The organism is Erwinia sp. S38 (assembly GCF_016624545.1).
Lineage (GTDB): Bacteria > Pseudomonadota > Gammaproteobacteria > Enterobacterales > Enterobacteriaceae > Erwinia > Erwinia coffeiphila.
Genome location: NZ_JACVTS010000019.1, coordinates 62,365 through 88,373, shown reverse-complemented (window position 1 = coordinate 88,373; position 26,009 = coordinate 62,365). Strand labels below are relative to the sequence as shown.

Genomic DNA, 26,009 nt, shown 5'->3' with positions numbered 1-26,009 from the left:
GGGAAGTTTTACGGACAATCAGGATGATCTCCTGTAGTGTTATTTTATAACAATTAAACACCAGCAAAATTGAGGGAGTTTGAATGCGTCGTTATGCAGTCTGGTTAGTTTACTTTGTCTTTTTCGCCCTGTTCAGCCCGCTGACGCAGGCAGAAACCGGATGGCAACCGGTCACAGACATTATTCGTAAAAGTGAAAAAGACCCTCGTCAGTACAAGGCAATCCGCCTGGATAACGGCATGACCGTTTTGCTGGTTTCCGATGACAAGGCCACAAAGTCGCTGGCCGCACTGGCGCTGCCGGTCGGATCGCTGGAAAATCCCACCGATCAGCTTGGCCTGGCACACTATCTTGAGCACATGGTGCTGATGGGGTCAAAGCGTTACCCGCAGCCGGATAACCTCGCCGAATTTTTGAAAAAGCACGGGGGTAGCCACAACGCCAGTACCGCATCCTATCGTACGGCGTTTTATCTGGAAGTGGAGAACGATGCGCTGCAACCGGCTGCCGACAGGCTGGCCGACGCCATTGCCGAACCGCTGCTCGACCCGGTCAATGCCGATCGCGAACGTAATGCGGTCAACGCCGAACTGACCATGGCGCGATCCCGTGACGGCCTGCGTATGGCACAGGTTGGTGCTGAAACGCTAAACCCTGAACATCCCAGCTCACGCTTTTCCGGCGGGAATCTGGAAACCCTGCGCGATAAGCCGGGCAGTAAACTGCACGATGCCCTGAAGGCGTTTTATCATCGTTATTACTCAGCCAATTTGATGAAAGCGGTGATCTACAGTAATAAACCGTTGCCCGAGCTGGAAAAAATAGCCGCCGAAACCTTTGGCCGCGTCGAAAACCGTCAGGCGACGGTGCCGGATATCACCGTGCCGGTGGTCACCGATAAGCAGAAAGGCATCATCATTCACAATGTCCCTGCACAGCCGCGCAAGCAGCTGCGCATTGAGTTCCGCATTGATAACAACAGCGCCGAGTTCCGCAGTAAAACCGATACGCTTATTGGTTATCTGATTGGCAACCGCAGCAAAAACACCTTATCAGACTGGCTGCAAAGCCGTGGGCTGGCTGACTCTATCAGTGCCGGTGCCGATCCGGTTATCGACCGCAACGGTGGGGTATTCTCGATTTCCGTCTCGCTGACGGATAAAGGCCAGGCCAATCGTGATGAAGTTATCGCCGCAGTCTTCAGCTATCTGAACACCTTACGTACGCAGGGCATCGATAAAAGTTACTTTGATGAAGTGGCGCACGTGCTGGACCTGGATTTCCGTTATCCCTCCATCACCCGCGATATGGACTACATCGAATGGCTGGTGGATACCATGCTTCGCGTGCCGGTTGCCGATGTGCTGGATGCACCTTACATCGCAGACCGCTACGATCCTCAGGCTATTAAAGCGCGCCTTGAGGGAATGACCCCGCAGAATGCCCGCATTTGGTTTATCAGCCCGAATGAACCACATAACAAAACGGCCTACTTCGTTGATGCGCCTTATCAGGTGGATAAAATCAGCAGCGAAAGGTTCAGTCAATGGCAGGCAGAGAGCGACAAAATAACCCTGTCTCTGCCGGTGCTCAACCCGTACATTCCTGACGACTTCAGCCTGATCAAGCAGGATAAGAAGTATGAACGTCCGGAGGAACTGCTCAATCAGCCCGGGCTGCGGGTCTTCTACATGCCCAGCCAGTACTATGCTGATGAGCCTAAGGCCAATATCACCCTGGCGCTGCGTAATAAAGCGGCGGTGGACAGCGCACAGAACCAGGTGCTGTTCGCTCTTAATGATTATCTGGCCGGCGTGGCGCTGGATGAACTGAGTTCGCAGGCATCGGTCGGCGGCATTAGTTTTTCCACCGGGGAAGATGATGGCGTGACGTTCAGCGCCAGCGGCTTTACGCAGCGCCTGCCGAAGTTGATGAAGCAGCTGCTGGAAGGGTATGCCAGCTTCACGCCGACGGAACAACAGCTGGAACAGGCCAAATCGTGGTATCTGGAGCGCCTGGACTCGGCGGAAAAAGGCAAAGCATTTGAACTGGCTATCCAGCCTGCGCAGCTGCTTTCACGTCTGCCTTACACCCAGCGTAGCGAGCGCCGTAAGTTACTGCCTGCTATCACCCTGAAGCAGTTACTGGACTACCGTAAAATGCTGTTGGAGCAGTCCACGCCCGAGCTGCTGGTTGTCGGCAATATGACACCTGAGGCGGTAAACAATCTGGCTGAACAGGTCAGACAACAGCTGAACTGTGAAGGTCACAGCTGGTGGCACAGTGAATTTATTAAAGTGGATAAAAAGGCGCTGGCTAACCTGCAGAAGGCGGGAAGCAGCACGGACTCGGCGCTGGCGGCGGTCTACGTGCCGGTTGGCTTTGATGAACATCAAAGTATGGCCAGCAGTAGCATGCTGAGCCAGATTATCCAGCCTTGGTTCTACAACCAGCTGCGTACCGAAGAGCAGCTTGGCTACGCGGTGTTTGCCTTCCAGATGCCGGTAGGGCGTCAGTGGGGCATTGGCTTCCTGTTGCAAAGTAACGTCAAGCAGCCTGCCTATCTGCTGCAGCGCTTCGAGGCATTTTATCCTTCCGCCGAGAAGCGCCTGCGTGCGCTGAGCAAAGAGGATTTTGCCCAGTATCAGGCGGCGATGATCAACGAGCTGAAACAGCGTCCGCAGACGCTGGATGAAGAAGCCGGTCGTTACAGCAAAGATTTTAATCGCGAAAATTATCAGTTCGATACGCGCGAAAAAGTGATTGCGCAGATTCAGGCGCTGACGCCGGATGGCATTGCTGATTTCTTCCATCAGGCGGTTATCGCACCAACCGGTCTGGCACTGCTATCGCAGATTTCCGGCAGCCATCACGGTAAGGCGGACTATGCGGCTCCGGCAGGCTGGAAGACCTGGAAAAATCTGTCTACCCTGCAACAGTCGTTCCCGGTGAGCCAGGATAAACCATGAGTCAGCAGGTTGCCGAAGGACTGAATGCGTTAACCCTGCCGCTGCACGGCGAGCGGTTGATTGAAGCATCGGCGGGTACGGGAAAAACCTTTACCATCGGCCTGCTTTATCTGCGACTGCTGCTGGGATTAGGCGGAGAATCTGCATTCAGCCGTCCGCTGTCGGTGGAGGAGATTCTGGTGGTGACCTTTACCGAGGCCGCTACCGCCGAGCTTCGCGGGCGTATTCGTGAAAACATCCACGCGCTGCGTATCGACTGTGTGCGTGGTGAAAGCCGTGATCCGATGCTGCAAGCGTTGATTGAGCAAATTCCCGATCTGCGGCAGGCTGCATCAGTACTGCTGGCGGCCGAGCGGCAGATGGATGAAGCCGGTATCTTTACCATTCACGGTTTCTGTCAGCGGATGCTCAATCTGAATGCCTTTGAATCCGGCATGCTGTTCGAACAGCAGCTGATTGAAGATGAAACGCCGCTGCGCCGCCGTGCAGCGGCGGATTTCTGGCGGCGCCACTGCTATCCGCTGCCGCTGTCGGTTGCCCGTGTTGTTCGCCAACTGTGGGATGGGCCTGAGCAGCTGCTCAAGGACCTGTCGCCCTGGCTGGGGGGCGAGGCGCCCTCGCTGAAGTCAGCACCAAACCCGGAAGAAACGCTGGTACAGCGACACGAGGCGATTATCGGCCAGATCGCTGCGCTGAAGCAGGCGTGGCTGGCGGCGGGAAATCTGTTTGAGTTGATTGACGCGTCAGGTATCGACAGACGTAGCTACAACAGTAAGCACTTACCTAACTGGCTGAATAAAATTACCCAGTGGGCGCAAAGCGAAACGCTTGATTATGACGTGGCAAAAGATCTCGAACGCTTCGGCCAGCGGGTGCTGGTGGAAAAAACGAAAAAAGGTGTCGCTCCCGTTCATCCGCTCTTTGAACAGATTGATACTTTCCTGGCACAACCCCGCACGCTGCGCGACCTGATTATTGCCCGTGCGCTGGACGAAATCCGTACCGTCACCCGTCAGGAAAAACGCCTGCACGCGCAGTTAGGATTTGACGATCTACTTGGCCGTTTCGATGCAGCCTTACAACAGCCCGGCGGCGACCTGTTAGCTGCTGCCGTACGTCAGCGCTTCCCTGTCGCTCTGATCGATGAGTTTCAGGATACCGATCCGCAGCAGTATCGAATTTTTCAGACGCTCTATGTGGGGCAGGCCGATAGTGCTCTGCTGCTGATTGGCGACCCGAAACAGGCGATCTATGCCTTTCGTGGCGCAGATATCTTTACCTATATGAGGGCGCGGGCTGAAGTCAGTGCCCACTATACTCTTGAAACGAACTGGCGTTCGTCACCGGCGATGGTGGCCAGCGTCAATCAGCTGTTTCAGCGTCATCCTGCCCCGTTTGTATTCCAGGAAATCCCGTTTATTGAGGTCAGCCCGGCGGAACCCAACCATTCTCTGAGCTTCAGTGTGGACGGTGTGGAGCAGCCCGCGCTGAAGTTCTGGCTGCAGCCTGGCGACGGTGTGGGAGTGGCTGATTATCAGCACTATATGGCGCAGCAGTGTGCGACGGAAATCTGCCGCTGGCTGACCGCGGGGCAGCAGGGGCTGGCGCTGATCGGAAAAATGCCGCACCTTAAACCGCTACAGGCTTCAGATATTACCATTCTGGTGCGCAGCCGCAGCGAAGCGGCCGTGATGCGTGAAACGCTGAATCGCCTGGCTATTCCCTCCGTCTATCTTTCCAACCGCGATAGCGTATTTACCACACCGGAAGCACGCGAAGTCCTGCTGCTGCTCCAGGCCGTGCTGGCACCCGAGCAGGAGCGTATTTTGCGCAGCGCACTGGCCAGTAGCCTGTTTGGACTTGATGCGCTAACGCTGGATGCCCTGAGCCGCGATGAGCGTGCATGGGATGAGCTGGTCGATGAGTTCGATCGTTACCGTCAGCGCTGGCTGAAACGGGGCGTGCTGCCGATGCTGCGCGATCTGATGATGCGGCGGCAAATCGCCGAGAATTTGCTGGCATCCGACAGTGGTGAACGCCGTCTGACCGATCTGCTGCATTTGGGTGAATTATTGCAGGAGGCGGCAACCGCACTGGACAGCGAGCATGCGCTGGTACGCTGGCTGGCGCAGCAGGTTGTGCAGCCCGACGGCCAGGTGGCTAATCAGCAGCTGCGGCTGGAGAGCGATCGCCATCTGGTGCAGATTGTGACTATTCACAAATCGAAAGGCCTGCAGTATCCGCTGGTCTGGCTGCCGTTCGTCTCTAACTACCGTGCGGCGGAAAACGGTATCTATCATGACAGGCAGACTTTCGAGGCGCTGCTGGATTTACAGCAGGATGAGGAGAGCGCCCGCCTGGCAGAAGAAGAACGCCTGGCCGAAGATTTGCGCCTGCTTTACGTGGCGCTGACGCGTTCGATTTATCACTGTAGCGTCGGGATAGCGCCGCTGATTAAAGGTACGCGCAAGAAAGAGGGCAACAGCGACCTGCATCACAGCGCGCCGGGATATCTTATCCAGCGCGGCGAGGAGGCCGACGCCGCAACGCTGCATACCCTGCTGGCAGAGATGGAAAGCGATCATACCGCTCTGGCTGCCGAGCCGCTGACGGAAGCTGAGCTGTGGCAGCCGGAGGTGGAAGGCCAGTTAGTCCTGAGCAGCCAGCAGCTGACGCGTTCGCTGCATGACGACTGGCGGGTGACCAGCTATTCAGGTTTACAGCAGCACGGCCACGCAGCGGCGCTGGATCTTTTGCCTCGGCTGGATGTGGATGCCGCCGGTGAGGCGCAGGATTCTCTACTGCCGCAGCTGACGCCGCATACCTTCCCGCGCGGGGCAGCACCGGGTACATTCCTGCACAGTCTGTTTGAATCGCTGGACTTTTCAGCGCCGCTTGATGAGCAGTGGCTGGCAGAACGGCTCAGTGCCGAGGGGCTGGATATGGCCTGGCTGCCGACAATGACGGAATGGATGCAGCGCATTTTGCAAACCCCGCTCAACGACAGTGGCGTTAGCCTGAATCAGCTTTCACCGGATACGTGCCGGGTGGAGCTGCAATTTTATCTGCCGATTTCCCGCCTGCTCACCGCTGAGGATCTGGATCGACTGGTGCGGCAGGACCCGCTATCCGCCGGTTGTCCGCCCCTCGATTTTTATCAGGTCCGCGGCATGCTGAAAGGGTTTATCGATCTGGTGTTTTGCTGGCAGGGGAAATATTACCTGCTCGACTATAAGTCGAACTGGCTGGGGGAGGAGAGCAGCGCCTATACCCGGGAAGCGATGGCGCAGGCGATGCAGTCTCATCGCTACGATTTACAGTATCAGCTCTATAGCCTGGCGCTGCATCGCTACCTCAGGCAGCGTCTTGCCGGTTATGACTATGAACAACACTTTGGTGGCGTAATCTATCTTTTCCTGCGAGGCCTGGACGGTACGGAAGGAAGTAACGGCATCTTTAGTACCCGGCCACAGGCAGACTTTGTCAACGCGCTCGACCTGCTGTTTGCTGCCGAAGTGGAGAGTGAAGCATGACGCTAATCGAGCACCTGCAGCTGGCGTGTCGCCAGCGCCTGCTGCGCACCCTGGACGTGCAGTTTGCGCTGATGGTAGCCGGTGAACATCAGCCCGCACTGATGCTGGTAGCGGCTTTAGTCAGCCGTGATGCCGGGGAAGGGCACGTTTGTCTGCCTCTTGAGCTGCTGCATCCTGACGAGATGTTTGACGGGCGTCACCCTGAACTGGCGCAGGCTATCTGGCAGGCTGCCGGTTCACCGACGAACTGGCATCAGCTGCTGTCGGAGAGTTCCGCCGTGAGCGATGGCTCGCGCGCCACGCCGCTGGTGCTGCAACAGCAGCGGCTCTACCTGCACCGCATGTGGCAGAGTGAAGGTGAAGTGGTGGAATTTATTCATCGTCAGCAGCAGCCCTTACCCGTTGATGACGCGGCGCTGCGTATCACGCTGGATCGTTATTTCGGTCAGCAGCCGGAAGACTGGCAGAAAATTGCGGCAGCGGTTGCCATCACCCGACGGGTTGCCGTGATCTCCGGCGGTCCGGGCACGGGTAAAACCACCACGGTGGCTAAACTGCTGGCCTGTCTGATTGAGCTTTACCCGGGTTCTCCGCGGATAGAACTGGCGGCTCCGACCGGCAAGGCCGCGGCACGTCTTACTGAGTCACTGGGCAAAACGCTGCAACAGCTGGCGCTGGACGATGCGGTACTGAAACGCTTTCCTGTGGAGGCGACAACGCTGCACCGCCTGCTGGGCGCGCTGCCCGGCAGCCAGCGCATGCGCTACCATGCCGGTAATCCGCTGCATCTGGATGTGCTGGTCGTCGATGAGGCATCGATGGTCGATCTGCCGATGCTGGCGAATCTGATTGCCGCGCTGCCGCCGCAGGCGCGGATTATCTTCCTTGGCGATCGCGATCAGCTGGCCTCCGTAGAGGCGGGAGCCGTACTGGGTGATATCTGTCGGTGCGCCGAATTTGGCTACAGCCCGGCGCGTGCCGCTGAACTCGCCCGGCTCACCGGCTGTGAGGTGACGGGGAATGAGGATCAAGCCGCTCCGCCGGTCCGCGATGCGATTTGTCTGCTGCGTAAAAGTTACCGCTTTACCGAATCTTCGGGAATCGGCCAGCTGGCGATGGCGGTGAATGCCGGGGATGTAAAAAGGGCAGACGCCGTGTTTGGCGGTGAGTTTAGCGATATCCGCCGGCACGGTTTAAGCAGCAGCGAAGAGTACCAGCAGCTGCTTAACGACTGTGCGACAGGCTACCGTGATTATCTCTCGCGGCTTGCCGCAGGGGATTCCCCTGCTGACGTGCTGTCGGCATTTGGGCGCTTTCAGCTTTTGTGCGCACTGCGCGAGGGGCCATTCGGCGTTAGCGGCCTGAATGAACGTATCGAAACTACGCTACGCCAGGCCGGACTGATTCGTCGCGGTACGCTGGCAAACGGTAAATGGTATGTTGGCAGGCCGGTGATGATTGCCCGCAACGATCGCTTGCTGGGGTTGTTTAACGGTGATATCGGCATTGCAATGCTGGATGGTGAGCAGGCGCTGAAGGTCTTTTTCCCGCTGCCGGATGGCTCCATCAAAGCGGTGCAGCCCAGCCGACTGCCGCCGCACGACACCGCGTATGCGATGACGGTGCATAAATCTCAGGGGTCAGAGTTTGAGCACACGCTGATGGTGCTGCCTAATCAGGTGATGCCGGTATTAACCCGCGAGCTGGTGTATACCGGCATTACCCGCGCTAAGCGCCAGCTGACGCTGTACGCTGATACCCGCGTTTTTAACAGCGCGGTGAAAATGCGTACCCAGCGCCGAAGTGGTTTGGTGGAGCGATTGTAAAAATAGCGCGGCGCCAGTTAGCTCTGGCGCACGTGCACGCTGTTTTCCCGGAGATCCACCATCAGCACCTTGGAACGGCGCTGATAGTTGTACATCTCTTTCTTACTGCTCGGCAGCAGTTCCACATCCACCGGCTGGAAGCCGCGCTCCTGGAACCAGTGGATGCTGCGCGTGGTCAACACGAACAGCTTCTTCAGCCCCATCTGGCGAGCCTGTAGCGCGATACGCTCAAGCAGCGCCTCGCCGCGTGATGAACTGCGGTAATCCGGGTGAACGGCAACGCAGGCCATTTCGCCAATCTGCTCTTCCGGGAATGGATAAAGCGCGGCGCAGCCGATAGTCAGGTTATCACGCTCGATAATGGTGAATTTGTCGATTTCCATTTCCAGCTGTTCACGTGAGCGGCGCACCAGAATACCCTGCTGCTCCAGCGGACGGATGAGCTCAAGGATGCCGCCAATATCGTTAATGGTGGCGCGACGGATCTGCTCGGCGCTCTCCATCACAATCTGCGTACCAATACCGTCACGAGAGAACAGCTCCTGCAGCAGGGCACCGTCTTCCTGATAGCTGATCAGGTGGCTGCGGCGCACGCCGCTGCGGCAGGCCTTTACCGCGCCGCGCAGAAAACGTACGGTGCCGGAATGGTAATCCTGGTCGTTTTCCAGCTCTTCAATGCGCTGCTGCGCTTCATTCGGGAACAGTTCGGAGACAATATCGCCGCTGCTGTTGGTGACACCCTGCTCGGAGCAGAAACCGATCATTTTCTCCGCTTTCAGCTTAATCGCCAGCTGGGTTGCCACCTCTTCAGAGGTCAGGTTAAAGCTTTCGCCGGTAACGGAAACCGCCACCGGGCCCATTAGCACGATGGCACCACTGTCCAGCTGACGGTGGATCGCTTCTTCATCAATGCGGCGAATACGGCCGCTGTGGCAGTAGTCCACCCCGTCATCCACGCCCAAAGGCTGGGCGATAATAAAGTTGCCGCTGACTACATTAATATGCGCGCCCTGCAGCGGAGTATTGTTCAGGCTCATCGACAGGCGAGCGGTAATATCCAGCTGCAGCCGGCCGGCGGCCTGTTTGACCAGCTCCAGCGATTGTGCGTCCGTTACGCGGGTATGCTTGTGATAAACAGGCTCGAGATTTCGCTCGGAGAGGTTGGCATCGATCTGCGGTCTGGCCCCGTAAACCACCACCAGGCGGATGCCCAGGCTATGCAGCAGACCAATATCGTTAACGATGCTTGAGAAGTTCTCATGCTCGATGGCTTCACCACCCAGCATAATGACAAACGTCTTACCACGGTGGGCATTGATATAGGGAACGGTATGGCGAAAACCCTGAACCAGCTCGGTACTACGTTCCTTCACGGCAAACCCTCTTTGCATTATTATTCGGTAAATGTGTATTTTTATTCTTTTATTGCTTCGGGCGCAAGTGGCATTTTTCCTTAGTTATCACCCAGTACTGATTTTTGCTCAAGCTAATGTGCTGCATTTAATCGCTTTTTTGGGGTGACACAGGTTAAGGGATTCGCTAAAGTTTTTGCAAAAAACGAACGTTTGTCTTTTTATTAATCAATTCACAGCAACTGGAGTGGCATGACCGATTCAACATCCCTCAACCGACGACGGCTTTTACAGGGAGCGGGTGCCGTATTGCTGCTCAGCGTCAGCCGGGCAGGTATGGCTGCCGGCGGCCATGTTGTGGCGATCCGCATCTGGCCATCATCAACCTATTCTCGCCTGACCATTGAGTCTAATATCCCACTGAAGTATAAGCAGTTCGCGCTCAGTAATCCCGATCGCGTGGTGATCGATATTGAAAATATCCAGCTCAATCGTACGCTGAACGGTGTCGGCAATCTGGTGCGTCAGGACGACCCCTATATCAAAAATGCCCGCGTGGGCCAGTTTGATGCCAGCACCGTACGCCTGGTGCTGGAACTGAAGCAAAACGTCTCGCCCAAGACCTTTACGCTGGCACCGGTTGCCGGGATCAAAAACCGCCTGGTGTTGGATCTTTACCCGATTAAACAGTCGCACGATGATGATCCGCTGCTGGCATTACTGGAAGATTACAATCAGGGCGAGCTGGAACGCAGCCAGCCCGCCGCGGCACCGCTGCCGGGTAAGGCCGGGAAAGACCGGCCCATCGTGATTATGATTGACCCCGGGCACGGTGGGGAAGATTCCGGTGCGGTCGGCAAGCATAAAACCCGCGAGAAGGATGTGGTGCTGAAAATTGGCCGCCGCCTGAAAGCGCTAATCGATAAACACCCGAACATGCGTGCTTATATGACGCGTAATGAAGATGTGTTTATCCCGCTGAAGGTGCGGGTGGCGAAAGCGCGTAAGCAGCGTGCGGATCTGTTTGTCTCGATCCACGCCGATGCGTTTACCAGCCGCGCTGCTCGCGGGTCGTCGGTTTTTGCCCTGTCGACCAAAGGGGCTACCAGCACCGCCGCGCGTTATCTGGCGCAAACCCAAAACGAATCGGATTTAATTGGCGGCGTCAGCATGAGCGGCGATCGCTATCTGGACCATACAATGTTTGATATGGTCCAGAGCTTGACAATTAACGACAGCCTGAAGTTTGGTAAAGAGGTGCTGTCTCGAATGGGAAAGGTGAACCATCTGCATAAACGCAGCGTCGATCAGGCCGGATTCGCGGTACTCAAAGCACCGGATATTCCGTCAATACTGGTTGAGACGGCGTTTATCAGCAATATAGAAGAAGAGCGCAAGCTGCGTACCGCGCATTTTCAGCAGCAGGTGGCGGAGTCGATTTTTGCCGGGATTAAGGCTTACTTTGCAAACGGCGCATCGCTGAGTCCGCATAAGTAGAGAAGAGTGGGCGGGGAAACCGTCCGCTTTATATCAGCGAACAAACTACAGATACAAAAAAACACCCTGAAGGGTGTTTGATTGGTTGCGGGAGCCGGATTCGAACCGACGACCTTCGGGTTATGAGCCCGACGAGCTACCAGGCTGCTCCATCCCGCGTCCGTGGATGCGCACTATACGCCGCATGGTTTTTCTTGCAACCCATTTTTTACGATAAATGGGAAAAAACGTGCCTTCCACTCATTATTTGAACCGTGTGGTGAAATGTTGCACAAATCAGAGCGCTACAGCCGATGGCGCATTTAATTATGTCAGTGGCTTTGCTATCTTCGCGCTGGGTTTCTGCATAAAGGTAGATAAAGGATGAAAGGACATTGGGCTAAATATCTGGTGACCGGTACGCTGATGGCGTTGCTGGTTGGATGTTCGTCAAAACCGACCGATCGCGGTCAGCAGTATAAGGACGGTAAGCTGGATCAGCCGCTGGCTCTGGTCAATCAGCCCAATGCCAAAGGACGCCCGGTTAACGGCAAAGACTTTGCCGACCAGGTTTCACAGATTCGCTCAACCTCTTCCGGCATGTATTCACGCCAGTCCGGCACCTACAGCGCGATTCAGAGCTGGCTGATGGCCGGTGGTGATACTCGCCAGCTGCGCCAGTTCGGCCTTGATGCCTACCAGATGGAAGGGGCAGATAACTACGGCAACGTGCAGTTTACCGGTTATTACACGCCGGTCGTTCAGGCTCGTTATACGCGTCAGGGGGAATTCCAGTATCCTCTTTACCGTATGCCGCCGCGCGGCAAGGGTAAGCTGCCCAGCCGGGCGCAGATCTACAGTGGCGCGCTCGGAGATCGCTATATTGCGGCCTGGAGTAATTCGCTGATGGATAACTTTATTATGGACGTGCAGGGCAGCGGCTATGTTGACTACGGTGACGGCCGTCCGCTGATGTTCTTTGGCTACGGCGGCAAGAACGGTCACGCCTACCGCAGTATCGGTAAGGTGCTGATCGATCGCGGTGAGGTGAAGCGTGAAGATATGTCGATGCAGGCCATCCGCCAGTGGGGCGAGGAACATAGCCCGGAACAGGTGCGTGAACTGCTGGAGCAGAATCCTTCGTTTGTCTTCTTTAAGCCGGAAAATTTTGCACCAGTCCGCGGAGCCAGCGCCGTTCCGCTGATTGCGAAGGCCTCTGTGGCAGCCGACCGTTCGCTGATCCCGCCGGGTACTGCACTGCTGGCTGAGATCCCGCTGCTGGACAACAACGGTAAGTTCACCGGAAAATATGAGATGCGTATGATGGTGTCGCTGGATGTCGGCGGCGCAATTAAAGGGCAGCATTTTGATATGTACCAGGGCATTGGCCCGGAAGCCGGACATATGGCGGGGTGGTATAATCACTATGGTCGCGTCTGGGTGCTGAAAGCCGCGCCGGGAACCGGTATGCCGCTGTTCTCTTCTGCCTCCACGCAAAATCGCACTCAGGGTTCGTTACTGGTTAGCCAGTAAACCCATCACGGGCCGGATTGCCGGCCCGACGTTTTTATCGAGGATGAATAAATGACTGCTTTATCTGACGCCTGGCTGCAACGTTTTGGCGGTACGGCACGCCTGTACGGTCAGTCCGCGCTGCAGCTGTTTGCCGACGCCCATGTGTGCGTGGTCGGCATTGGTGGCGTTGGCTCCTGGGCGGCAGAAGCCCTGGCGCGTACCGGTATCGGCGCGATTACCCTGATTGATATGGATGATGTTTGCGTGACCAATACCAATCGTCAGATCCACGCGCTAAAGGATAATGTCGGTAAGGCAAAAACCGAGGTGATGGCGGAACGAATTCTGGAGATCAATCCGGAATGTCGAGTGACCTGCGTTGATGACTTTATTACACCGGACAATACCGCCGCGTTGATGGGGCAGGGGTTCAGCTATGTGATTGATGCCATTGACAGCGTCAGGCCCAAAGCGGCGCTGCTGGCCTGGTGCCGCCGTAATAAAGTGCCGCTGGTGACCACCGGCGGCGCGGGTGGGCAGATCGATCCAACGCAGATCCAGGTTGCCGATCTGGCGAAAACCATTCAGGACCCGCTGGCCGCCAAGCTGCGTGAGCGGCTGAAAAGCGACTTTAATATCGTCAAAGGCAGTAAAGGCAAGCTTGGCATCGACTGTGTTTTTTCCACCGAGGCGCTGAAGTATCCACAGCCGGATGGTTCGGTCTGTGCCTCGCGCACTACCGCCGAGGGGCCAAAGCGTATGGACTGCTCCGCCGGGTTTGGTGCGGCGACGATGGTGACGGCCACTTTCGGCTTCGTTGCGGTCTCGCACGCGCTGAAAAAAATGATGGCGAAGGCCGAACGCGCGGAATAGCGTGCCCGGCTCTATCGATCAGAGGGCGGGATGTTCCAAAGCTGATACTGTCCAACCCGATGACGCCGGAAAGCCCATTTTATCTTTATTCCTTCGCCGCGCCGATCGCTGCATCGGCCAGTGCCTGAAGCCCGGCACTGCGTGAGGAACTGAGTTGATCTTTCAGTCCCAGCTGGCTGAACAGCTCAAGCGGATCGTTCTGCAACAGTTCTTCCTGAGTTTTTCCTTCCACGGCGGTAAGCAGTACCGCCAGCAAACCGCGCACGATCCTGCCTTCACTGTCGCCGTAAAAATGCAGCCTGCCGTCGGCCGCGCGCTGATGCCCCAGCCAGACGCGATTTTCGCAGCCGCTAAGTTCAATGCTGCTGGTTTTCAGGGCTTCCGGCAGAGCGGGAAGCTGCTTGCCTAACAGAATCAGCTGACGGTAGCGATCTTCCCACTGTTTGAAGGTGGAGAACTGCTCAAGCAGGGAGGCGGCGGTAATCTGGGTGCCAAAAGGATGTGGCGCAAGCGTTTCTGTACTCATTAATCAGTCTGCCAGTAGTGTCAGGGCGGTGGTCATGGCCGCAGTCAGCGCGTCCACATCGGAAAACGTATTATAGGGGGCAAATGAAGCGCGCAGTGTACCACTGACGCCCAGCGCCGCCAGTAAAGGCTGAGCACAGTGCTGGCCGGACCGCAGGGCAATACCGCTTTCCGCCAGCAGAGTCACCACATCGCTGTGATGCACGCCGGCAATATCAAAAGCCAGCAGGCTGGAACCGCTGCTGCGGAAGCTGCGAAAACCCGGCAGTGAAGCGAGCCGTGCTTCCGCTAAATCAGCCAGATCGCAGGACCAGCGCTCAGCCGCAGCAACATCAATGCCATCCAGCCACTCCAGCGCCGCACTCAGGCCGACGACTCCGGCGACGTTTGGCGTGCCGGGTTCAAAACGCCAGGGCACGGCCTGCGGCGTAAAGCCGTCAAAGCTGACGGTGGTGAGCATTTTTCCGCCGCCCTGCCACGGGGACATCTCCGCCAGCAGGTCGGGTTTTCCGTACAGCGCACCGATGCCCATTGGGCCATACAGCTTATGGCCGGAAAACGCATAGAAATCAATATCAAGAGCCTGAACATCCGGCGGACAGTGAACGACACCCTGTGCACCGTCGACCATCACTTTGGCTCCAGCCGCATGGGCGAGGGGAATGATTGTCGCCAGGTCCGGGCAGCCGCCGGTCACGTTCGACATCTGCCCGATGGCCAGCAGGCGAGTGCGCGGGCTAAGCAGTGCGGGAAGCTGCGCCATATCCGGCAGGCGGTCCGGGCCAATTGGCCACTTCACCACCTTTGCGCCGGTCTGCTCTGCCACCATCAGCCAGGGGACCAGGTTGGCATGATGCTCTGACTCGCTGACGAGGATCTCGTCTCCCGGTTGTAGTCGGGGGCGCAAATAGCTCTGGGCAACGAGGTTGATGGCTTCAGTGGTGCCTTTTGTCCAGATGATGCTGTTAGCGTCGGCAGCGTTAAGCAGATCAGCCACCTGGCCCCGCGCATTTTCGTAACGTTCGGTCAAACGCCGTGCTGCGGCAAACTGGCTGCGGTGGACGGTACCAGCGCTCAGGCGATAAAACTCTTCCGTTGCCGCAATAACCGCCTGGGGTTTCAGGGCGGTGGCGGCGCTGTCAAGGTAGCAGCCGGTTTCATTGAGCGCAGGAAACTGCTGGCGGAACTGCTGCGGGGTAAATGACTTCATACACTCCTCATTAACCCTGCGGGCTAGTGGATTCAATTAGGATAAGGCTTAAAAAATCGCGGTTTCCTGGCAAAGCTGAGAAAGCGGGTTATGCTGAATATTGCATGCTTTAAGCTATTACCCGCATAAGAGAACCGTCTTGTCAGTTTATTTTATCGTCATTTGTCGGTTTACAAGTCGTTCTGCGGGTAGTTTCTCGCATTACAATCTGCAAGGAGATAAAGATGAAAAAATTAGCCGCAGTTCTGGCCGCAGGTGCAATGGTATTCACTCTGGCTGCTTGTTCAAGTAACTATGTGATGCACACCAATGACGGACGCACGATTGTCGCCGAGGGTAAACCCTCTGTTGATGACGATACCGGTATGATCAGCTACAAAGATGCTAATGGCAACAAGCAGCAGATCAATCGCTCCGATGTGAAAGAGATGGCCGAGATGGGGCAGTAATTTTTGCCCTGCAATAAAAAAAGCACCGCAATTTGCGGTGCTGTAAAAATCACTATGGACAGACAGGGTAAATCTACAGGAATAAACGGTAGCGGAGCTACCAGACCTTAAAATAGTCAGGTCAATTGCAAACACAACATCACGACCACAAGCCAAAAGCCCTCAAAATTCAGCGTGTTAACGCGAAACTCCAAAACACTTTTCGTTCCGGCTCAGGAAGTGCGGCAACTATAGGTATTTGCTGGTAGTTCCTCAACGGACAAATTATAATGTCTCGGATAAAAAAAACTAATACGTTACTCTGTGTTGCAAAGTAACTTCAGGCTGTGAATCAAAAGTGCCCATCTACCATGTCTAAACGTTTACCACCGCTTAATGCGTTGCGTGTTTTTGACGCTGCCGCGCGTCATCTCAGCTTCACCAAAGCCGCAGAAGAACTTTTTGTTACCCAGGCCGCCGTTAGCCATCAAATTAAGTCTTTAGAGGATTTTCTTGGGCTGAAGCTGTTCCGCCGCCGTAACCGTTCGCTGCTGCTGACCGAAGAAGGGCAGAGCTATTACCTCGATATTAAAGAGATTTTTACCGCACTGAATGATGCCACCCGCAAGCTTCAGGCGCGCAGTGCCAAAGGTGCATTAACCGTCAGCCTGCTGCCGAGTTTCGCCATTCAGTGGCTGGTTCCGAGGCTGACCAGCTTTAACTCAGCTTATCCGGGGATTGATGTGCGTATCCAGGCGGTGGATCGCGATGAAGAGAAACTGGCCGACGATGTTGATGTGGCGATTTTCTACGGTCGCGGCAATTGGCCTGGGCTGCGGGTGGAAAAACTGTATGCGGAGTATCTGCTGCCGGTGTGTTCACCGCAGCTGTTAACCGGTGAACATCCGCTGACGTCACCCGCCGTACTGAGCAATCACACACTGCTGCACGATGCCTCGCGCCGGGACTGGCAGGCCTACACGCGGCAGCTGGGGTTGAATGCCATTAACGTACAGCAGGGACCCATTTTTAGTCACAGCGCCATGGTGCTTCAGGCCGCTATTCATGGGCAGGGCGTAGCGCTGGCGAATAACGTGATGGCGCAGAGTGAAATTGAAGCGGGCCGCCTGGTTTGCCCGTTTAACGATGTATTAGTCAGTAAAAATGCTTTTTATCTGGTTTGTCATGACAGTCAGGCAGAACTGGGTAAAATAGCCGCCTTCCGGCAATGGATACTGGCGAAAGCGGCGAGCGAACAGGAAAAATTTCGTTTTCGCTATGAGCAATAAGCAGCCAGAACGCGGCAATCACCGCAGGTTTGAGTGAGGAACTACCGAATGTCCAGTCGTGCAATGCTGATCTTTTCAGCGATTAGTGGCCTCTTTTTCGTCGCGCTTGGGGCGTTTGGTTCCCACGTATTAAGTAAGTCCCTGGGGGCGATAGAGATGTCATGGATGAAAACGGGCCTGGAATACCAGGCGTTTCATACCCTGGCAATACTCGGCATGGGGGCTGCGATGCTGCGCCGTGCCAATATCTGGTTCTACTGGAGCAGTGCTTTTTTGGCGCTGGGCACGGTGCTGTTCAGCGGCAGCCTGTATTGCCTGGCGCTGTCACACCTGAAGGTCTGGGTATACGTTACACCGATTGGCGGCACCTGCTTCCTGGTCGGTTGGATTTTGATGTTGATTGGCGCACTGCGTCTTAACAAAAAGGCAGAACGCCATGAATAAAGTTTTACTCTATTGCCGTCAGGGTTTTGAGAAAGAGTGTGCCGCGGAAATCACGGCAAAGGCCGCCGAGCGGGAAGTGTATGGCTTCGCCCGGGTGAAAGAAGATTCCGCTTATGTGCTGTTTGAGTGCTATCAGCAGGGCGAAGCGGAAAAGCTGATCAATGAGCTGCAGTTCAGCCAGCTGATCTTCGCTCGCCAGATGATCGTGGTGGGTGAGCTGCTGCGCGATCTGCCGCAGGAAGATCGTATTACTCCCGTGGTCGGCATGCTGACCGGCGCGGTGGAAAAAGGCGGGGATCTGCGGGTCGAGGTGCCGGATACCAACGCCAGTAAAGAGCTGCTGAAGTTCTGCCGTAAGTTCACCGTACCGCTGCGTGCCAGCCTGCGTAAGGCCGGTGTACTGCTGAACTACGAGAGCGCTAAGCGCCCGGTAGTGCACGTGTTCTTTATCGCGCCGGGCTATTGCTACGTTGGTTACTCGCTGTCGCATAACAACTCACCGTTCTTTATGGGCATTCCGCGCCTTAAGTTCCCGTCGGATGCGCCAAGCCGTTCTACCCTGAAGCTGGAAGAAGCCTTCCACGTCTTTATTCCTGCTGACGAATGGGATGAGCGCCTGGCCAGCGGAATGTGGGCGGTCGATCTGGGCGCTTGCCCGGGTGGCTGGACCTATCAGCTGGTGAAACGCAGCATGATGGTGAATGCGGTGGATAACGGCCCGATGGCACCGAGCCTGATGGATACCGGGCAGGTTTTCCACCAGCGTGAGGACGGTTTCAAGTACCGCCCAACTCGTAACAATAACTACTGGCTGGTCTGCGACATGGTAGAAAAACCGGTGCGCGTGGCCAATCTGATGGTTGACTGGCTGTTGAACGGCTGGTGCCGGGAAGCCATTTTCAATCTCAAGCTGCCGATGAAAAAGCGCTATGAAGAAGTCTCGCAGAATCTGGCGATGATTGAAGAAAAGCTGAAGGCTGAAGGGATCAATGCCCAGATTCAGGCACGCCAGCTGTATCACGATCGTGAAGAGGTGACGGTGCATATTCGTCGTATCTGGAGCGCCATTCCGGGCCGCCGCGACGAGCGCTGATTGATTTTATAGCCTGAGGCATCATGTCGAATTTGCCTGCCGTAACGTTACGGCAGGCATTGAGTTTACCCGTCTCAAACGTGCATAACTCAGGAGCGCAGCTGTTTCAGGACAAATGCTCTCCGGTGCGCTTGCAGCCAACCAGCTGTAAGCCAGCGCTTAACTTCTGACGGGTAGCCTTAGCTCCTTCAGGTTACCTTCCAGCTGCAAATCGGTTCTCAGCGTGGCCACCTGCTTGCAGATCCCGGCCATCTCCTGATGCTCAATCAATTTATTACGCCACTTATCGGGCACGGCATCAATCTGCCGATAGATCTCTGCCAGGCTGCCGAACTGCTGTAGCAGCTGTGTCGCACTTTTCCCGCCGATCCCGGCAACGCCAGGGATCTTGCTGCTGCCGATCCCAGCCAGCCCCCAGTAGTCGGTCAGCTGCGTAGGAGCTACGCCAAACTCGGCGGCAATAAACGGCACGTCCAGCCAGCGTTTCTGGAAGTAGTCGCGGATCATGATCTGCGGTGCCAGCAGCTGGCAGTAGCCTTTATCAGTAGAAACAATCGTTGCCTGGTGACCGGCGGAGGCGATTTTGCTGGCCAGCGTGGCGGCAAGATCGTCGGCTTCATCTCCGGCAGAGTGCCAGCTGGCAATGCCCACGCTGGCAAACGCAGCCCGCAGTAGCGGCATCTCATCACGCAGTGAATCAGGCATCGGTGAACGCCCGGCTTTGTAATCCGGCAGCAGTTGATGCCGCCAGCTTTCCTGGCGATCTTCATCGTCAAACACCGCTACGGCGTGGGTGGGCTGACTGTGCAGCAGCAGTTGGCGAACGGCATTCAGGCAGGCTTCCTGGCAGGGCGATCCCTGAACCGCGTGAATGCGCCGAATCAGATTCAGCGCATCGATAATTAACAGGTGAACAGACATAAACAAGAGTCCTGAGCGGCCCGCGGGCCGCTCGCAGGGTTACTTAATGATTTCGTAGCAGGGGACATAGGCGCTGCCCGGTAGCTTCATGCGCTGCTGGGCAACGAAGCCCTGCAGGAGCTCATCCATACGGTGCATAAGCTGAGGGTCGCCGTGCAGTTTATACGGGCCATTCTCTTTAATTGCGCGAATCCCCACATCCTTGACGTTGCCCGCAACAATACCGGAAAAAGCCCGGCGCAGTGCGGCCGCAAGCTGCTCTGCGGGCTGATCGGGATAGAGGTTCAGGTTAGCCATGTTTTCGTGGCTGGGGACGAACGGGATCTGAAGGTCCGGTGCAATGCGCAGTGCCCAGTTAAAACTGTAGGCATCACCGGTTTCACGACGATACTCTTTCACCTTTGGCATTGCTTTTTTCATCTGCCGTGCGACTTCAGCCGCATCATCAATGATGATGCTGTAGTGCTTGCGCGCCTGCTCGCCCAGCGTGGTGACGATAAATTCATCCAGCACGCGGAAGTAATCGGCGCTCTCTTTCGGCCCGGTCAGGATCAGCGGCAGCACCTGATCGTGGTTGTGCGGATTCATCAGAATACCCAGCAGGTAAAGCAGCTCTTCCGCCGTTCCTACCCCGCCCGGGAAGATCAGGATACCGTGCGCGATACGGACAAACGCTTCCAGGCGTTTTTCGATATCCGGCATAATAATCAGCTCATTAACCAGCGGGTTTGGCGGCTCGGCGGCAATAATCGACGGCTCAGTCATACCGATAAAGCGGCCTTCTTTATAGCGCTGCTGCGCATGGCCGACCGCGGCGCCCTTCATCGGAGCTTCCATCACGCCAGGTCCGCAGCCGGTACAGATATTTAACTCGCGCAGGCCAAGCTGAGCGCCGACGCTGCGGCAATACTGGTATTCCACGGCGTTGATCGAATGGCCGCCCCAGCACACCACGGTATTCGGCTCTTCCCCGACGTGCAGCGCACGCGCGTTGCGCAGAATTGAGAACACCAGATTGGTGATATGCATGGAGTTTTCCGTGTTCAGCTGCTGCGAACGCCCGGCATTATCAATTTGTCCGTTAACAAAAAGAATATCGCGCAGCACGGCAAACAGGTTGGCCTGCAGTGAGCGGATCAGTCGCCCGTCAACGAAGGCATCTTCAGGGGGATTAATCAGTTCCAGCTTTACACCGCGCTCGCGGCGCAGCACGTTGATATCGAAACTTTCAAAACGGGCGAGTAACTCCTGGCTGCTGTCGGTCTGGCTTCCGGAGTTAAGTACGGCAAGAGAGCAGTTACGGAACAGCTGGTAGAGATCGCTGCTGGCCGTGCGCTTCAGCATATCGACTTCCAGTTGGGACAGCAGATCCATTGAGCCGAGTGGGCTGATTTGTGTAATCAATTGAACTCCTTTACACCCGCCAGGGTGAGCGGTAACTCCACGGCAGCCGCGACAGGATACATCACGGCCACCCTGGTCATAATCCTGGGCAGCTAAGCTGCTGCCTCCCTTCAGATTAGCCCTGTCTGATGATGTTTAACAACAGGATACGTGCTCAACTTCACAATTACTGCCGCACCAGCCGCGACCGGCCAGGCTTAAAATCGGCATTGGTTCGCCATGGGTTAATATCCAATCCACCGCGCCGGGTATAGCGAGCATAAACGCTCAGCGCTTCCGGCTGGCAGAAGCGCAGAATATCGCTGAAAATGCGCTCAACGCACTGTTCGTGAAACTCATTGTGGTGGCGGAAGGAGACCAGGTAGCGCAGCAGTGCTTCCCGCTGAATGCGTGGACCACGATAGCTGATTTGTACCGATCCCCAGTCCGGCTGGTTGGTGATCAGGCAGTTTGATTTCAGCAGATGGCTGACCAGCTGTTCTTCAACAATCTCACCATCGGTGGCATCACGCAGGTAGTCGGCGTTAAATTCATAGCTGTCGATGACGATGTCCTGCTCATCAATACAGTGGCCGTCAAAGTGGCCGATTGGCTGGCCTTCAATTTCGTGCAGTCGGAATAGCGCCACGCTGACTTCGCCCTCGGCGCAGGCGCTGAGATCGCGCTCCAGCGTACGGCGGACTTCTCCCCAGTCGCTGAACGGAGTCTGGTTAAAGCTGTTAAGGTACAGTTTGAAGCTCTTGGATTCGATCAGATTGACACTGTCTGCCGACAGTGAAACTTCCCCGACGGCAACCTGCGGCAGGCCCTTGCTGTTTAGCCAGGACAATTCATACAGCGTCCAGATATCTGCGCCGCTAAAAGGCAGGTTATCAGGATATAACCCCAGAGGTTCACGATTCAGGCTGCGCGGAACCGCCTGCAGCAGCGCAGGCTGGTAGCTGTCGTGGTATTCTGTTGGTTTACCCAGCGTCAGGCCCTCAAGTGCCTGATGATTGTTGTAGCTAGACATCGTGTTACCTTATCGCCCGTACTGGCAGGCGCTGTTGCGAATTCGTCGGTCATCCGTCCGGAGGTGCTCCGGGCAATAGTGGGCGCTAGTGTACCTCAGCCAGGAAAGAGTGAAAAAAGAATGATTGAACAAACCACCCAGGCATTAAACGATTTTACCCGACGCTACTGTGAGCAGTGGCAGCAGCAGACTGGCCATGCGCCAGCCAGCGGCGAACTCTACGGTATCCCTTCGCCGTGCATTGTGGCGACCCATGAAGATGAAGTGTGGTGGTTGCCCCAGCCCTTCACGCTGGCAAAAAATCTGGATGCGGTTGAGCGCGCGCTGGATATTCAACTTCAGCCCGATGTGGCGGCGTTCTATACCGCACAATTTGCCGGTGATATGGCCGGAACTTATGACGGAAAGGCACTGTCTTTAATTCAGGTATGGAGCGAAGATGACTTTACCCGCGTTCAGGAAAACCTGATTGGTCATCTGGTGATGAAGCGTCGTCTGAAGCATTCGCCGACTTTATTTATCGCTACCACTGAATCTGAGCTGGAAGTGGTCTCGGTATGTAACCTTAGCGGTGAGGTCATCATTGAGCAGTTAGGCACACAGAAAAAGCAGGTAATAGCGTCTTCTATTGAGAGTTTTCTTACTTATTTACAACCCCTTACTCCAGCCGATTAAGACTGTAGCGATCTGTTTTGTGAGAGATGTCTTACATAAGATGTAAGAGATCGCTATGGATCGCCCAGATATTTCATGCAACATAAAATCAAAATTCATACGTATCATGATGTTATGGATTTCCCCTTGAGGTTTCTCCATTCAAGCGATGAAAAAGGGCTCACAGGTATCTTGTTTGCTTATCTCAGTCTGGCAAACTTATCGCCATCACGAAGGACACTCAGAACATCGAGATTAACGTCAGGATGATGTGCTCATGGAACGAGTGGGACCCATCGGGATGATGATGCAGGGAAAGGCTTCACAGATGAAGCGAGGACAGCTCAGGATGAGGTAAGGGACACCTCCAGGACGGAGAATGTGAGCCGCACAGGATGGCGGTGGTTAAGGATATGAAAGGATTATTGCCAGGAAGGCATTCGCTCAGGATAGCGCAGGGAAAAGTTTTCAAGGATGAGCAGGGAGCATTAAGGTAGCAGGATAGCTGCAAACGAACCGGGAGCACTGTTTTTACAGTGCTCCCTTTTTTTATGCCTGTTTTTCAGGGGGAAGCGTCTAATCTTAACGTGATGGCGGGAGTTGCGGCTCTGACCGCGATAGATATATGCTTTGCGCCCTTTTCCTGGCACATTTTTAAGAGGTGAATCATGAGCCGTGAACTCGAAGTTCAGGAACGTTTGCAGGCTATTGAGCAGCAGCTTAAGTCCTGTGGCCTTTGGCAGTCATTTGCCCCTAATAGCGAGGCTTTTGCCAGCGTAGAACCCTTCTGTGTGGATACCATGACCCCAACGCAGTGGCTGCAATGGATTTTCCTGCCGCGCATGCAGGCACTGCTGGATGCAGGAGCGCCTCTGCCGGTAACGCTGGCGATCGCACCTTATTATGAAGTGGCACTGGAAGGCGACATTCCACAGCGCGCTAAGCTGCTGCACTGTCTGAATGCCATTGACCAGCTGTTTGAGTCACCGAACTAATGCTGGAAATTATCTATCAGGACAGCTGGCTGGTGGCCGTCAATAAGCCTTCAGGCTGGCTGGTGCACCGTAGCTGGCTGGATCGCCACGAAACGGTATTTGTGATGCAGACGGTGCGCGATCAAATTGGTCAGCACGTTTACACCGTTCATCGGCTCGATCGTCCTACCTCCGGTGTTCTGTTGATGGCACTGTCGAGCGAAACGGCCCGCCTGCTGTCGCAGCAGTTTGAACAGCATCAAATCCAGAAAACCTATCATGCCGTGGTGCGCGGCTGGCTGGAAGGGGATGAACTGCTGGATTATCCCCTGACCGAAGAGCTGGATAAAATTGCCGATAAATTTAGCCAGCCGGATAAAGCGCCGCAGCCCGCCACAACGCACTGGCGCGGTGTGGCAACCACCGAACAGCCGGTACCGGTCAGCCGCTACCCCAGCTCGCGCTATTCACTGGTGGAAATGCTGCCGCAGACCGGCCGTAAACACCAGCTTCGTCGCCATATGACTCATCTGCGACATCCGATTATTGGCGACAGTGCGCACGGTGACTTAAAGCAGAACCGCAGTGCAGCAGAGCATTTTGGCATGAACCGACTGATGCTGCATGCGAGTAAACTGCAGCTTATCCATCCGGTGACGGGTGAGCCGCTTGAACTGCGTGCCGGGTTGGACGGAGTCTGGCAGCGGGCAATGCAGCAGTTTGGCTGGCAGAATTGTCTCCCTGAGGTTCCCAGGGTTGAGTTAAACGAGGAAACCCCGCAGGATAGTGGGCAAATTTAGCATCCGGAGAGAATGATGGCTGAGGTAGGCATTTTTGTTGGTACGGTATACGGCAACGCGCTGTTGGTGGCTGAAGAAGCAGAGCCGCTGCTGGCGGAAGCCGGTCACCAGGTGAAGATTTTTGAAGATCCTAAACTGGATGACTGGAAGCGCTATGAAGGACAGGTTGCGCTGGTGATTACCTCCACAACCGGGCAGGGTGATTTGCCGGACAGTATCGCATCCTTATTCCATGGTATTAAAGATAACCTCGGCTACCAGCCAACCCTGCGCTACGGCGTTATTGCGCTGGGTGACAGCAGCTACGACGATTTCTGCGGTGCGGGCAAGAAATTTGACGCCCTGCTGCAGGAACAAAGTGCCGTCCGCGTGGGTGATATGCTGCTGGTGGACGCCGGAGAAAACCCGGAGCCGGAAGAAGTGACCTCGCCGTGGGTGGAGCAGTGGGCTAAACTGATTAGCTAATCAATGCTCACAGGGCGGCCCTGCCGGCCGCCCTGCTTTCATCCGCTGACGGGATAGCCTGTGAAAATTGTTATCGCTCCAGACTCTTACAAAGAAAGCCTCTCTGCACTGGAAGTTGCCTCGCAGATTGAAAAAGGTTTTCGCGAAATATTCCCCCATGCTCACTACGTCAAACTGCCGGTTGCCGATGGCGGTGAAGGGACGGTTGAAGCGATGGTTGCCGCAACGGGGGGGAAAATCATCCCGCTCCGCGTTACCGGTCCACTGGGCAATCCCGTTGATGCTTTCTACGGCCTTTCCGGTGACGGGTGCTGCGCAATTATTGAAATGGCGGCGGCCAGTGGGCTGGAACAGGTTCCACCCGCCAGTCGTGATGTCCTGCATGCTACCAGCTGGGGAACCGGTGAGCTGATCCGCCATGCGCTGGACAGCGGTATTGAGCATGTGATTATCGGTATTGGCGGCAGCGCGACCAACGACGGTGGTGCCGGCATGGTACAGGCGCTTGGCGTAAAATTGCTGAATCATCAGGGCGAGGAAATTGGCCCCGGCGGTGCGGCACTGGCCCAGCTGGCTAATATTGATGTCAGCGGTTTAGACCCGCGTATTGCCCACTGTCGTATAGAAGTTGCCTGTGATGTGACTAACCCGTTGACGGGTGAGCAGGGGGCTTCGGCGGTATTTGGTCCGCAAAAGGGCGCAACTCCGCAGCAGGTCAGCCAGTTGGATGCAGCGCTGACGCATTTCGCCGCGATAATCCAGCGCGATCTGAACGTGGATGTGCTTAACGTTCCCGGCGGCGGTGCTGCGGGTGGCATGGGGGCGGGGCTGTATGCTTTTTGCCAGGCCACGCTGCGCCCGGGCATTGAGATCGTGACCGATGCCCTCGGGCTGGATGAGCTGGTTCGGGATGCCACGCTGGTGATCACCGGTGAAGGGCGCATTGATAGTCAAACTATTCACGGTAAGGTGCCGGTCGGCGTGGCGCGCATTGCCAAACGTTACAATAAGCCGGTGATTGCTATTGCCGGCAGTCTGACGAGTGATGTTGGCGTCGTACACCAGCACGGCCTTGATGCCGTATTCAGTGTGATCTATCGAATTTGCAGCCTTGAAGAAGCGTTACAGGAAGCGGCAGAAAACGTGCGTTTGACCGCACGCAATGTCGCGGCAACGCTGCTGGCCGGACGGATAATTACCGATAACTGATCGGTGTGTCTTCTGAGCCCGCTGCGCTTAGCGGGCT

The 26,009-nt window shown here is 55.8% G+C and carries 21 protein-coding genes and 1 tRNA gene; 15 read left to right on the top strand and 7 right to left on the bottom strand.

Annotation, left to right across the window (positions count from 1 at the left end):
• Positions 1–83 precede the first annotated feature (83 nt).
• The 3 genes from ptrA to recD are packed head-to-tail and all read left to right on the top strand — an operon-like array spanning position 84 to position 8,328.
• Positions 84–2,969, top strand: coding sequence for a pitrilysin (gene ptrA, locus IBT46_RS19815; protein ID WP_200547060.1), 2,886 nt, complete (start codon positions 84–86; stop codon positions 2,967–2,969).
• Entirely contained in the window at positions 2,966–6,502 is a 3,537-nt protein-coding gene (gene recB, locus IBT46_RS19810; protein ID WP_200547059.1) for an exodeoxyribonuclease V subunit beta, read from the top strand. The genes ptrA and recB overlap by 4 nt, the downstream gene beginning before the upstream one ends.
• Positions 6,499–8,328, top strand: a complete 1,830-nt coding sequence (gene recD / locus IBT46_RS19805; RefSeq protein WP_200547058.1) for an exodeoxyribonuclease V subunit alpha — start codon at positions 6,499–6,501, stop codon at positions 8,326–8,328. The genes recB and recD overlap by 4 nt, the downstream gene beginning before the upstream one ends.
• Before the next feature lie 17 nt (positions 8,329–8,345).
• On the opposite strand, the gene argA is transcribed toward recD, so the two are convergent.
• Positions 8,346–9,719: an amino-acid N-acetyltransferase gene (gene argA, locus IBT46_RS19800; protein WP_200547057.1), complete on the bottom strand. Its 1,374-nt coding sequence runs from the start codon at positions 9,717–9,719 to the stop codon at positions 8,346–8,348.
• A 213-nt stretch (positions 9,720–9,932) separates the two neighbouring features.
• Between argA and amiC the strand changes: the two genes are divergently transcribed.
• Positions 9,933–11,177 carry an N-acetylmuramoyl-L-alanine amidase AmiC gene (amiC, locus tag IBT46_RS19795; protein ID WP_200547056.1) on the top strand — a complete coding sequence of 415 codons (1,245 nt, stop codon included), beginning with the start codon at positions 9,933–9,935 and terminating at the stop codon, positions 11,175–11,177.
• A gap of 82 nt (positions 11,178–11,259) precedes the next feature.
• Here the strand turns inward: amiC and IBT46_RS19790 are convergent.
• Positions 11,260–11,336: transfer RNA gene (locus IBT46_RS19790), tRNA-Met, on the bottom strand.
• A 204-nt stretch (positions 11,337–11,540) separates the two neighbouring features.
• Here IBT46_RS19790 and mltA point away from each other — a divergent pair.
• Together mltA and tcdA are read left to right on the top strand one after the other, a co-directional pair.
• Positions 11,541–12,689, top strand: a complete 1,149-nt coding sequence (gene mltA / locus IBT46_RS19785) for a murein transglycosylase A (RefSeq protein ID WP_200547055.1) — start codon at positions 11,541–11,543, stop codon at positions 12,687–12,689.
• Between the two features lie 51 nt (positions 12,690–12,740).
• Complete coding sequence (gene tcdA / locus IBT46_RS19780; protein WP_200547054.1) at positions 12,741–13,544, top strand: tRNA cyclic N6-threonylcarbamoyladenosine(37) synthase TcdA; 804 nt, start codon at positions 12,741–12,743, stop codon at positions 13,542–13,544.
• An 85-nt stretch (positions 13,545–13,629) separates the two neighbouring features.
• Here the strand turns inward: tcdA and csdE are convergent, their stop codons facing one another.
• Together csdE and csdA are read right to left on the bottom strand one after the other, a co-directional pair.
• Positions 13,630–14,070: a cysteine desulfurase sulfur acceptor subunit CsdE gene (csdE, locus tag IBT46_RS19775; protein ID WP_200547053.1), complete on the bottom strand. Its 441-nt coding sequence runs from the start codon at positions 14,068–14,070 to the stop codon at positions 13,630–13,632.
• 3 nt (positions 14,071–14,073) lie between these two features.
• On the bottom strand, positions 14,074–15,279 hold the full coding sequence (gene csdA / locus IBT46_RS19770; RefSeq protein ID WP_200547052.1) for a cysteine desulfurase CsdA: 1,206 nt from the start codon (positions 15,277–15,279) through the stop codon (positions 14,074–14,076).
• Positions 15,280–15,503: 224 nt separating this feature from the next.
• Here csdA and IBT46_RS19765 point away from each other — a divergent pair, with 224 nt between their 5' ends.
• The 4 genes from IBT46_RS19765 to rlmM all read left to right on the top strand — a co-directional run bounded on the left by IBT46_RS19765 (position 15,504) and on the right by rlmM (position 18,533).
• Positions 15,504–15,728 (top strand): YgdI/YgdR family lipoprotein, encoded by a 225-nt coding sequence (locus tag IBT46_RS19765; protein ID WP_200547051.1) that lies wholly within the window; start codon positions 15,504–15,506, stop codon positions 15,726–15,728.
• 350 nt (positions 15,729–16,078) lie between these two features.
• Entirely contained in the window at positions 16,079–16,996 is a 918-nt protein-coding gene (locus tag IBT46_RS19760; RefSeq protein ID WP_105593915.1) for a transcriptional regulator GcvA, read from the top strand.
• A gap of 48 nt (positions 16,997–17,044) precedes the next feature.
• Positions 17,045–17,440, top strand: a complete 396-nt coding sequence (locus IBT46_RS19755) for a DUF423 domain-containing protein (RefSeq protein ID WP_105593916.1) — start codon at positions 17,045–17,047, stop codon at positions 17,438–17,440.
• Entirely contained in the window at positions 17,433–18,533 is a 1,101-nt protein-coding gene (rlmM, locus tag IBT46_RS19750; protein WP_200547050.1) for a 23S rRNA (cytidine(2498)-2'-O)-methyltransferase RlmM, read from the top strand. Before IBT46_RS19755 ends, rlmM begins: the two co-directional genes overlap by 8 nt.
• 159 nt (positions 18,534–18,692) lie before the next feature.
• On the opposite strand, the gene xni is transcribed toward rlmM, so the two are convergent.
• From xni to queF, 3 genes are all read right to left on the bottom strand, one after another.
• Positions 18,693–19,454, bottom strand: coding sequence for a flap endonuclease Xni (xni, locus tag IBT46_RS19745; RefSeq protein ID WP_200547049.1), 762 nt, complete (start codon positions 19,452–19,454; stop codon positions 18,693–18,695).
• 39 nt (positions 19,455–19,493) lie between these two features.
• The gene (gene ppnN / locus IBT46_RS19740; RefSeq protein ID WP_200547048.1) at positions 19,494–20,858 is read right to left on the bottom strand and encodes a nucleotide 5'-monophosphate nucleosidase PpnN; all 1,365 of its coding nucleotides are present in this window, start codon (positions 20,856–20,858) and stop codon (positions 19,494–19,496) included.
• A 166-nt stretch (positions 20,859–21,024) separates the two neighbouring features.
• Entirely contained in the window at positions 21,025–21,870 is an 846-nt protein-coding gene (gene queF / locus IBT46_RS19735; protein WP_200547047.1) for an NADPH-dependent 7-cyano-7-deazaguanine reductase QueF, read from the bottom strand.
• A 120-nt stretch (positions 21,871–21,990) separates the two neighbouring features.
• Between queF and syd the strand changes: the two genes are divergently transcribed.
• The 5 genes from syd to IBT46_RS19710 all read left to right on the top strand — a co-directional run bounded on the left by syd (position 21,991) and on the right by IBT46_RS19710 (position 25,972).
• Positions 21,991–22,545, top strand: a complete 555-nt coding sequence (gene syd, locus IBT46_RS19730) for a SecY-interacting protein (RefSeq protein ID WP_200547046.1) — start codon at positions 21,991–21,993, stop codon at positions 22,543–22,545.
• Between the two features lie 647 nt (positions 22,546–23,192).
• Positions 23,193–23,519, top strand: coding sequence for a YqcC family protein (locus IBT46_RS19725; protein ID WP_200547045.1), 327 nt, complete (start codon positions 23,193–23,195; stop codon positions 23,517–23,519).
• Positions 23,519–24,298, top strand: a complete 780-nt coding sequence (gene truC, locus IBT46_RS19720; RefSeq protein ID WP_200547044.1) for a tRNA pseudouridine(65) synthase TruC — start codon at positions 23,519–23,521, stop codon at positions 24,296–24,298. The genes IBT46_RS19725 and truC overlap by 1 nt, the downstream gene beginning before the upstream one ends.
• Before the next feature lie 15 nt (positions 24,299–24,313).
• Positions 24,314–24,763, top strand: a complete 450-nt coding sequence (locus IBT46_RS19715) for a flavodoxin (protein ID WP_200547080.1) — start codon at positions 24,314–24,316, stop codon at positions 24,761–24,763.
• Between the two features lie 60 nt (positions 24,764–24,823).
• Positions 24,824–25,972: a glycerate kinase gene (locus IBT46_RS19710; protein ID WP_200547043.1), complete on the top strand. Its 1,149-nt coding sequence runs from the start codon at positions 24,824–24,826 to the stop codon at positions 25,970–25,972.
• Positions 25,973–26,009: the final 37 nt, after the last annotated feature.

What these genes read in the sequence shown, in the direction of transcription:
- IBT46_RS19725 (WP_200547045.1), top strand. Translation starts at nt 23,193, where the DNA reads ATGAGCCGTGAACTCGAAGTTCAGGAACGTTTGCAGGCTATTGAGCAG.
- recD (WP_200547058.1), top strand. Translation starts at nt 6,499, where the DNA reads ATGACGCTAATCGAGCACCTGCAGCTGGCGTGTCGCCAGCGCCTGCTG.
- xni (WP_200547049.1), bottom strand. Translation starts at nt 19,454, where the DNA reads ATGTCTGTTCACCTGTTAATTATCGATGCGCTGAATCTGATTCGGCGC.
- csdE (WP_200547053.1), bottom strand. Translation starts at nt 14,070, where the DNA reads ATGAGTACAGAAACGCTTGCGCCACATCCTTTTGGCACCCAGATTACC.
- amiC (WP_200547056.1), top strand. Translation starts at nt 9,933, where the DNA reads ATGACCGATTCAACATCCCTCAACCGACGACGGCTTTTACAGGGAGCG.
- IBT46_RS19760 (WP_105593915.1), top strand. Translation starts at nt 16,079, where the DNA reads ATGTCTAAACGTTTACCACCGCTTAATGCGTTGCGTGTTTTTGACGCT.
- IBT46_RS19755 (WP_105593916.1), top strand. Translation starts at nt 17,045, where the DNA reads ATGTCCAGTCGTGCAATGCTGATCTTTTCAGCGATTAGTGGCCTCTTT.
- IBT46_RS19715 (WP_200547080.1), top strand. Translation starts at nt 24,314, where the DNA reads ATGGCTGAGGTAGGCATTTTTGTTGGTACGGTATACGGCAACGCGCTG.
- queF (WP_200547047.1), bottom strand. Translation starts at nt 21,870, where the DNA reads ATGTCTAGCTACAACAATCATCAGGCACTTGAGGGCCTGACGCTGGGT.
- csdA (WP_200547052.1), bottom strand. Translation starts at nt 15,279, where the DNA reads ATGAAGTCATTTACCCCGCAGCAGTTCCGCCAGCAGTTTCCTGCGCTC.
- recB (WP_200547059.1), top strand. Translation starts at nt 2,966, where the DNA reads ATGAGTCAGCAGGTTGCCGAAGGACTGAATGCGTTAACCCTGCCGCTG.
- truC (WP_200547044.1), top strand. Translation starts at nt 23,519, where the DNA reads ATGCTGGAAATTATCTATCAGGACAGCTGGCTGGTGGCCGTCAATAAG.
- argA (WP_200547057.1), bottom strand. Translation starts at nt 9,719, where the DNA reads ATGCAAAGAGGGTTTGCCGTGAAGGAACGTAGTACCGAGCTGGTTCAG.
- syd (WP_200547046.1), top strand. Translation starts at nt 21,991, where the DNA reads ATGATTGAACAAACCACCCAGGCATTAAACGATTTTACCCGACGCTAC.
- IBT46_RS19765 (WP_200547051.1), top strand. Translation starts at nt 15,504, where the DNA reads ATGAAAAAATTAGCCGCAGTTCTGGCCGCAGGTGCAATGGTATTCACT.
- tcdA (WP_200547054.1), top strand. Translation starts at nt 12,741, where the DNA reads ATGACTGCTTTATCTGACGCCTGGCTGCAACGTTTTGGCGGTACGGCA.
- ptrA (WP_200547060.1), top strand. Translation starts at nt 84, where the DNA reads ATGCGTCGTTATGCAGTCTGGTTAGTTTACTTTGTCTTTTTCGCCCTG.
- mltA (WP_200547055.1), top strand. Translation starts at nt 11,541, where the DNA reads ATGAAAGGACATTGGGCTAAATATCTGGTGACCGGTACGCTGATGGCG.
- rlmM (WP_200547050.1), top strand. Translation starts at nt 17,433, where the DNA reads ATGAATAAAGTTTTACTCTATTGCCGTCAGGGTTTTGAGAAAGAGTGT.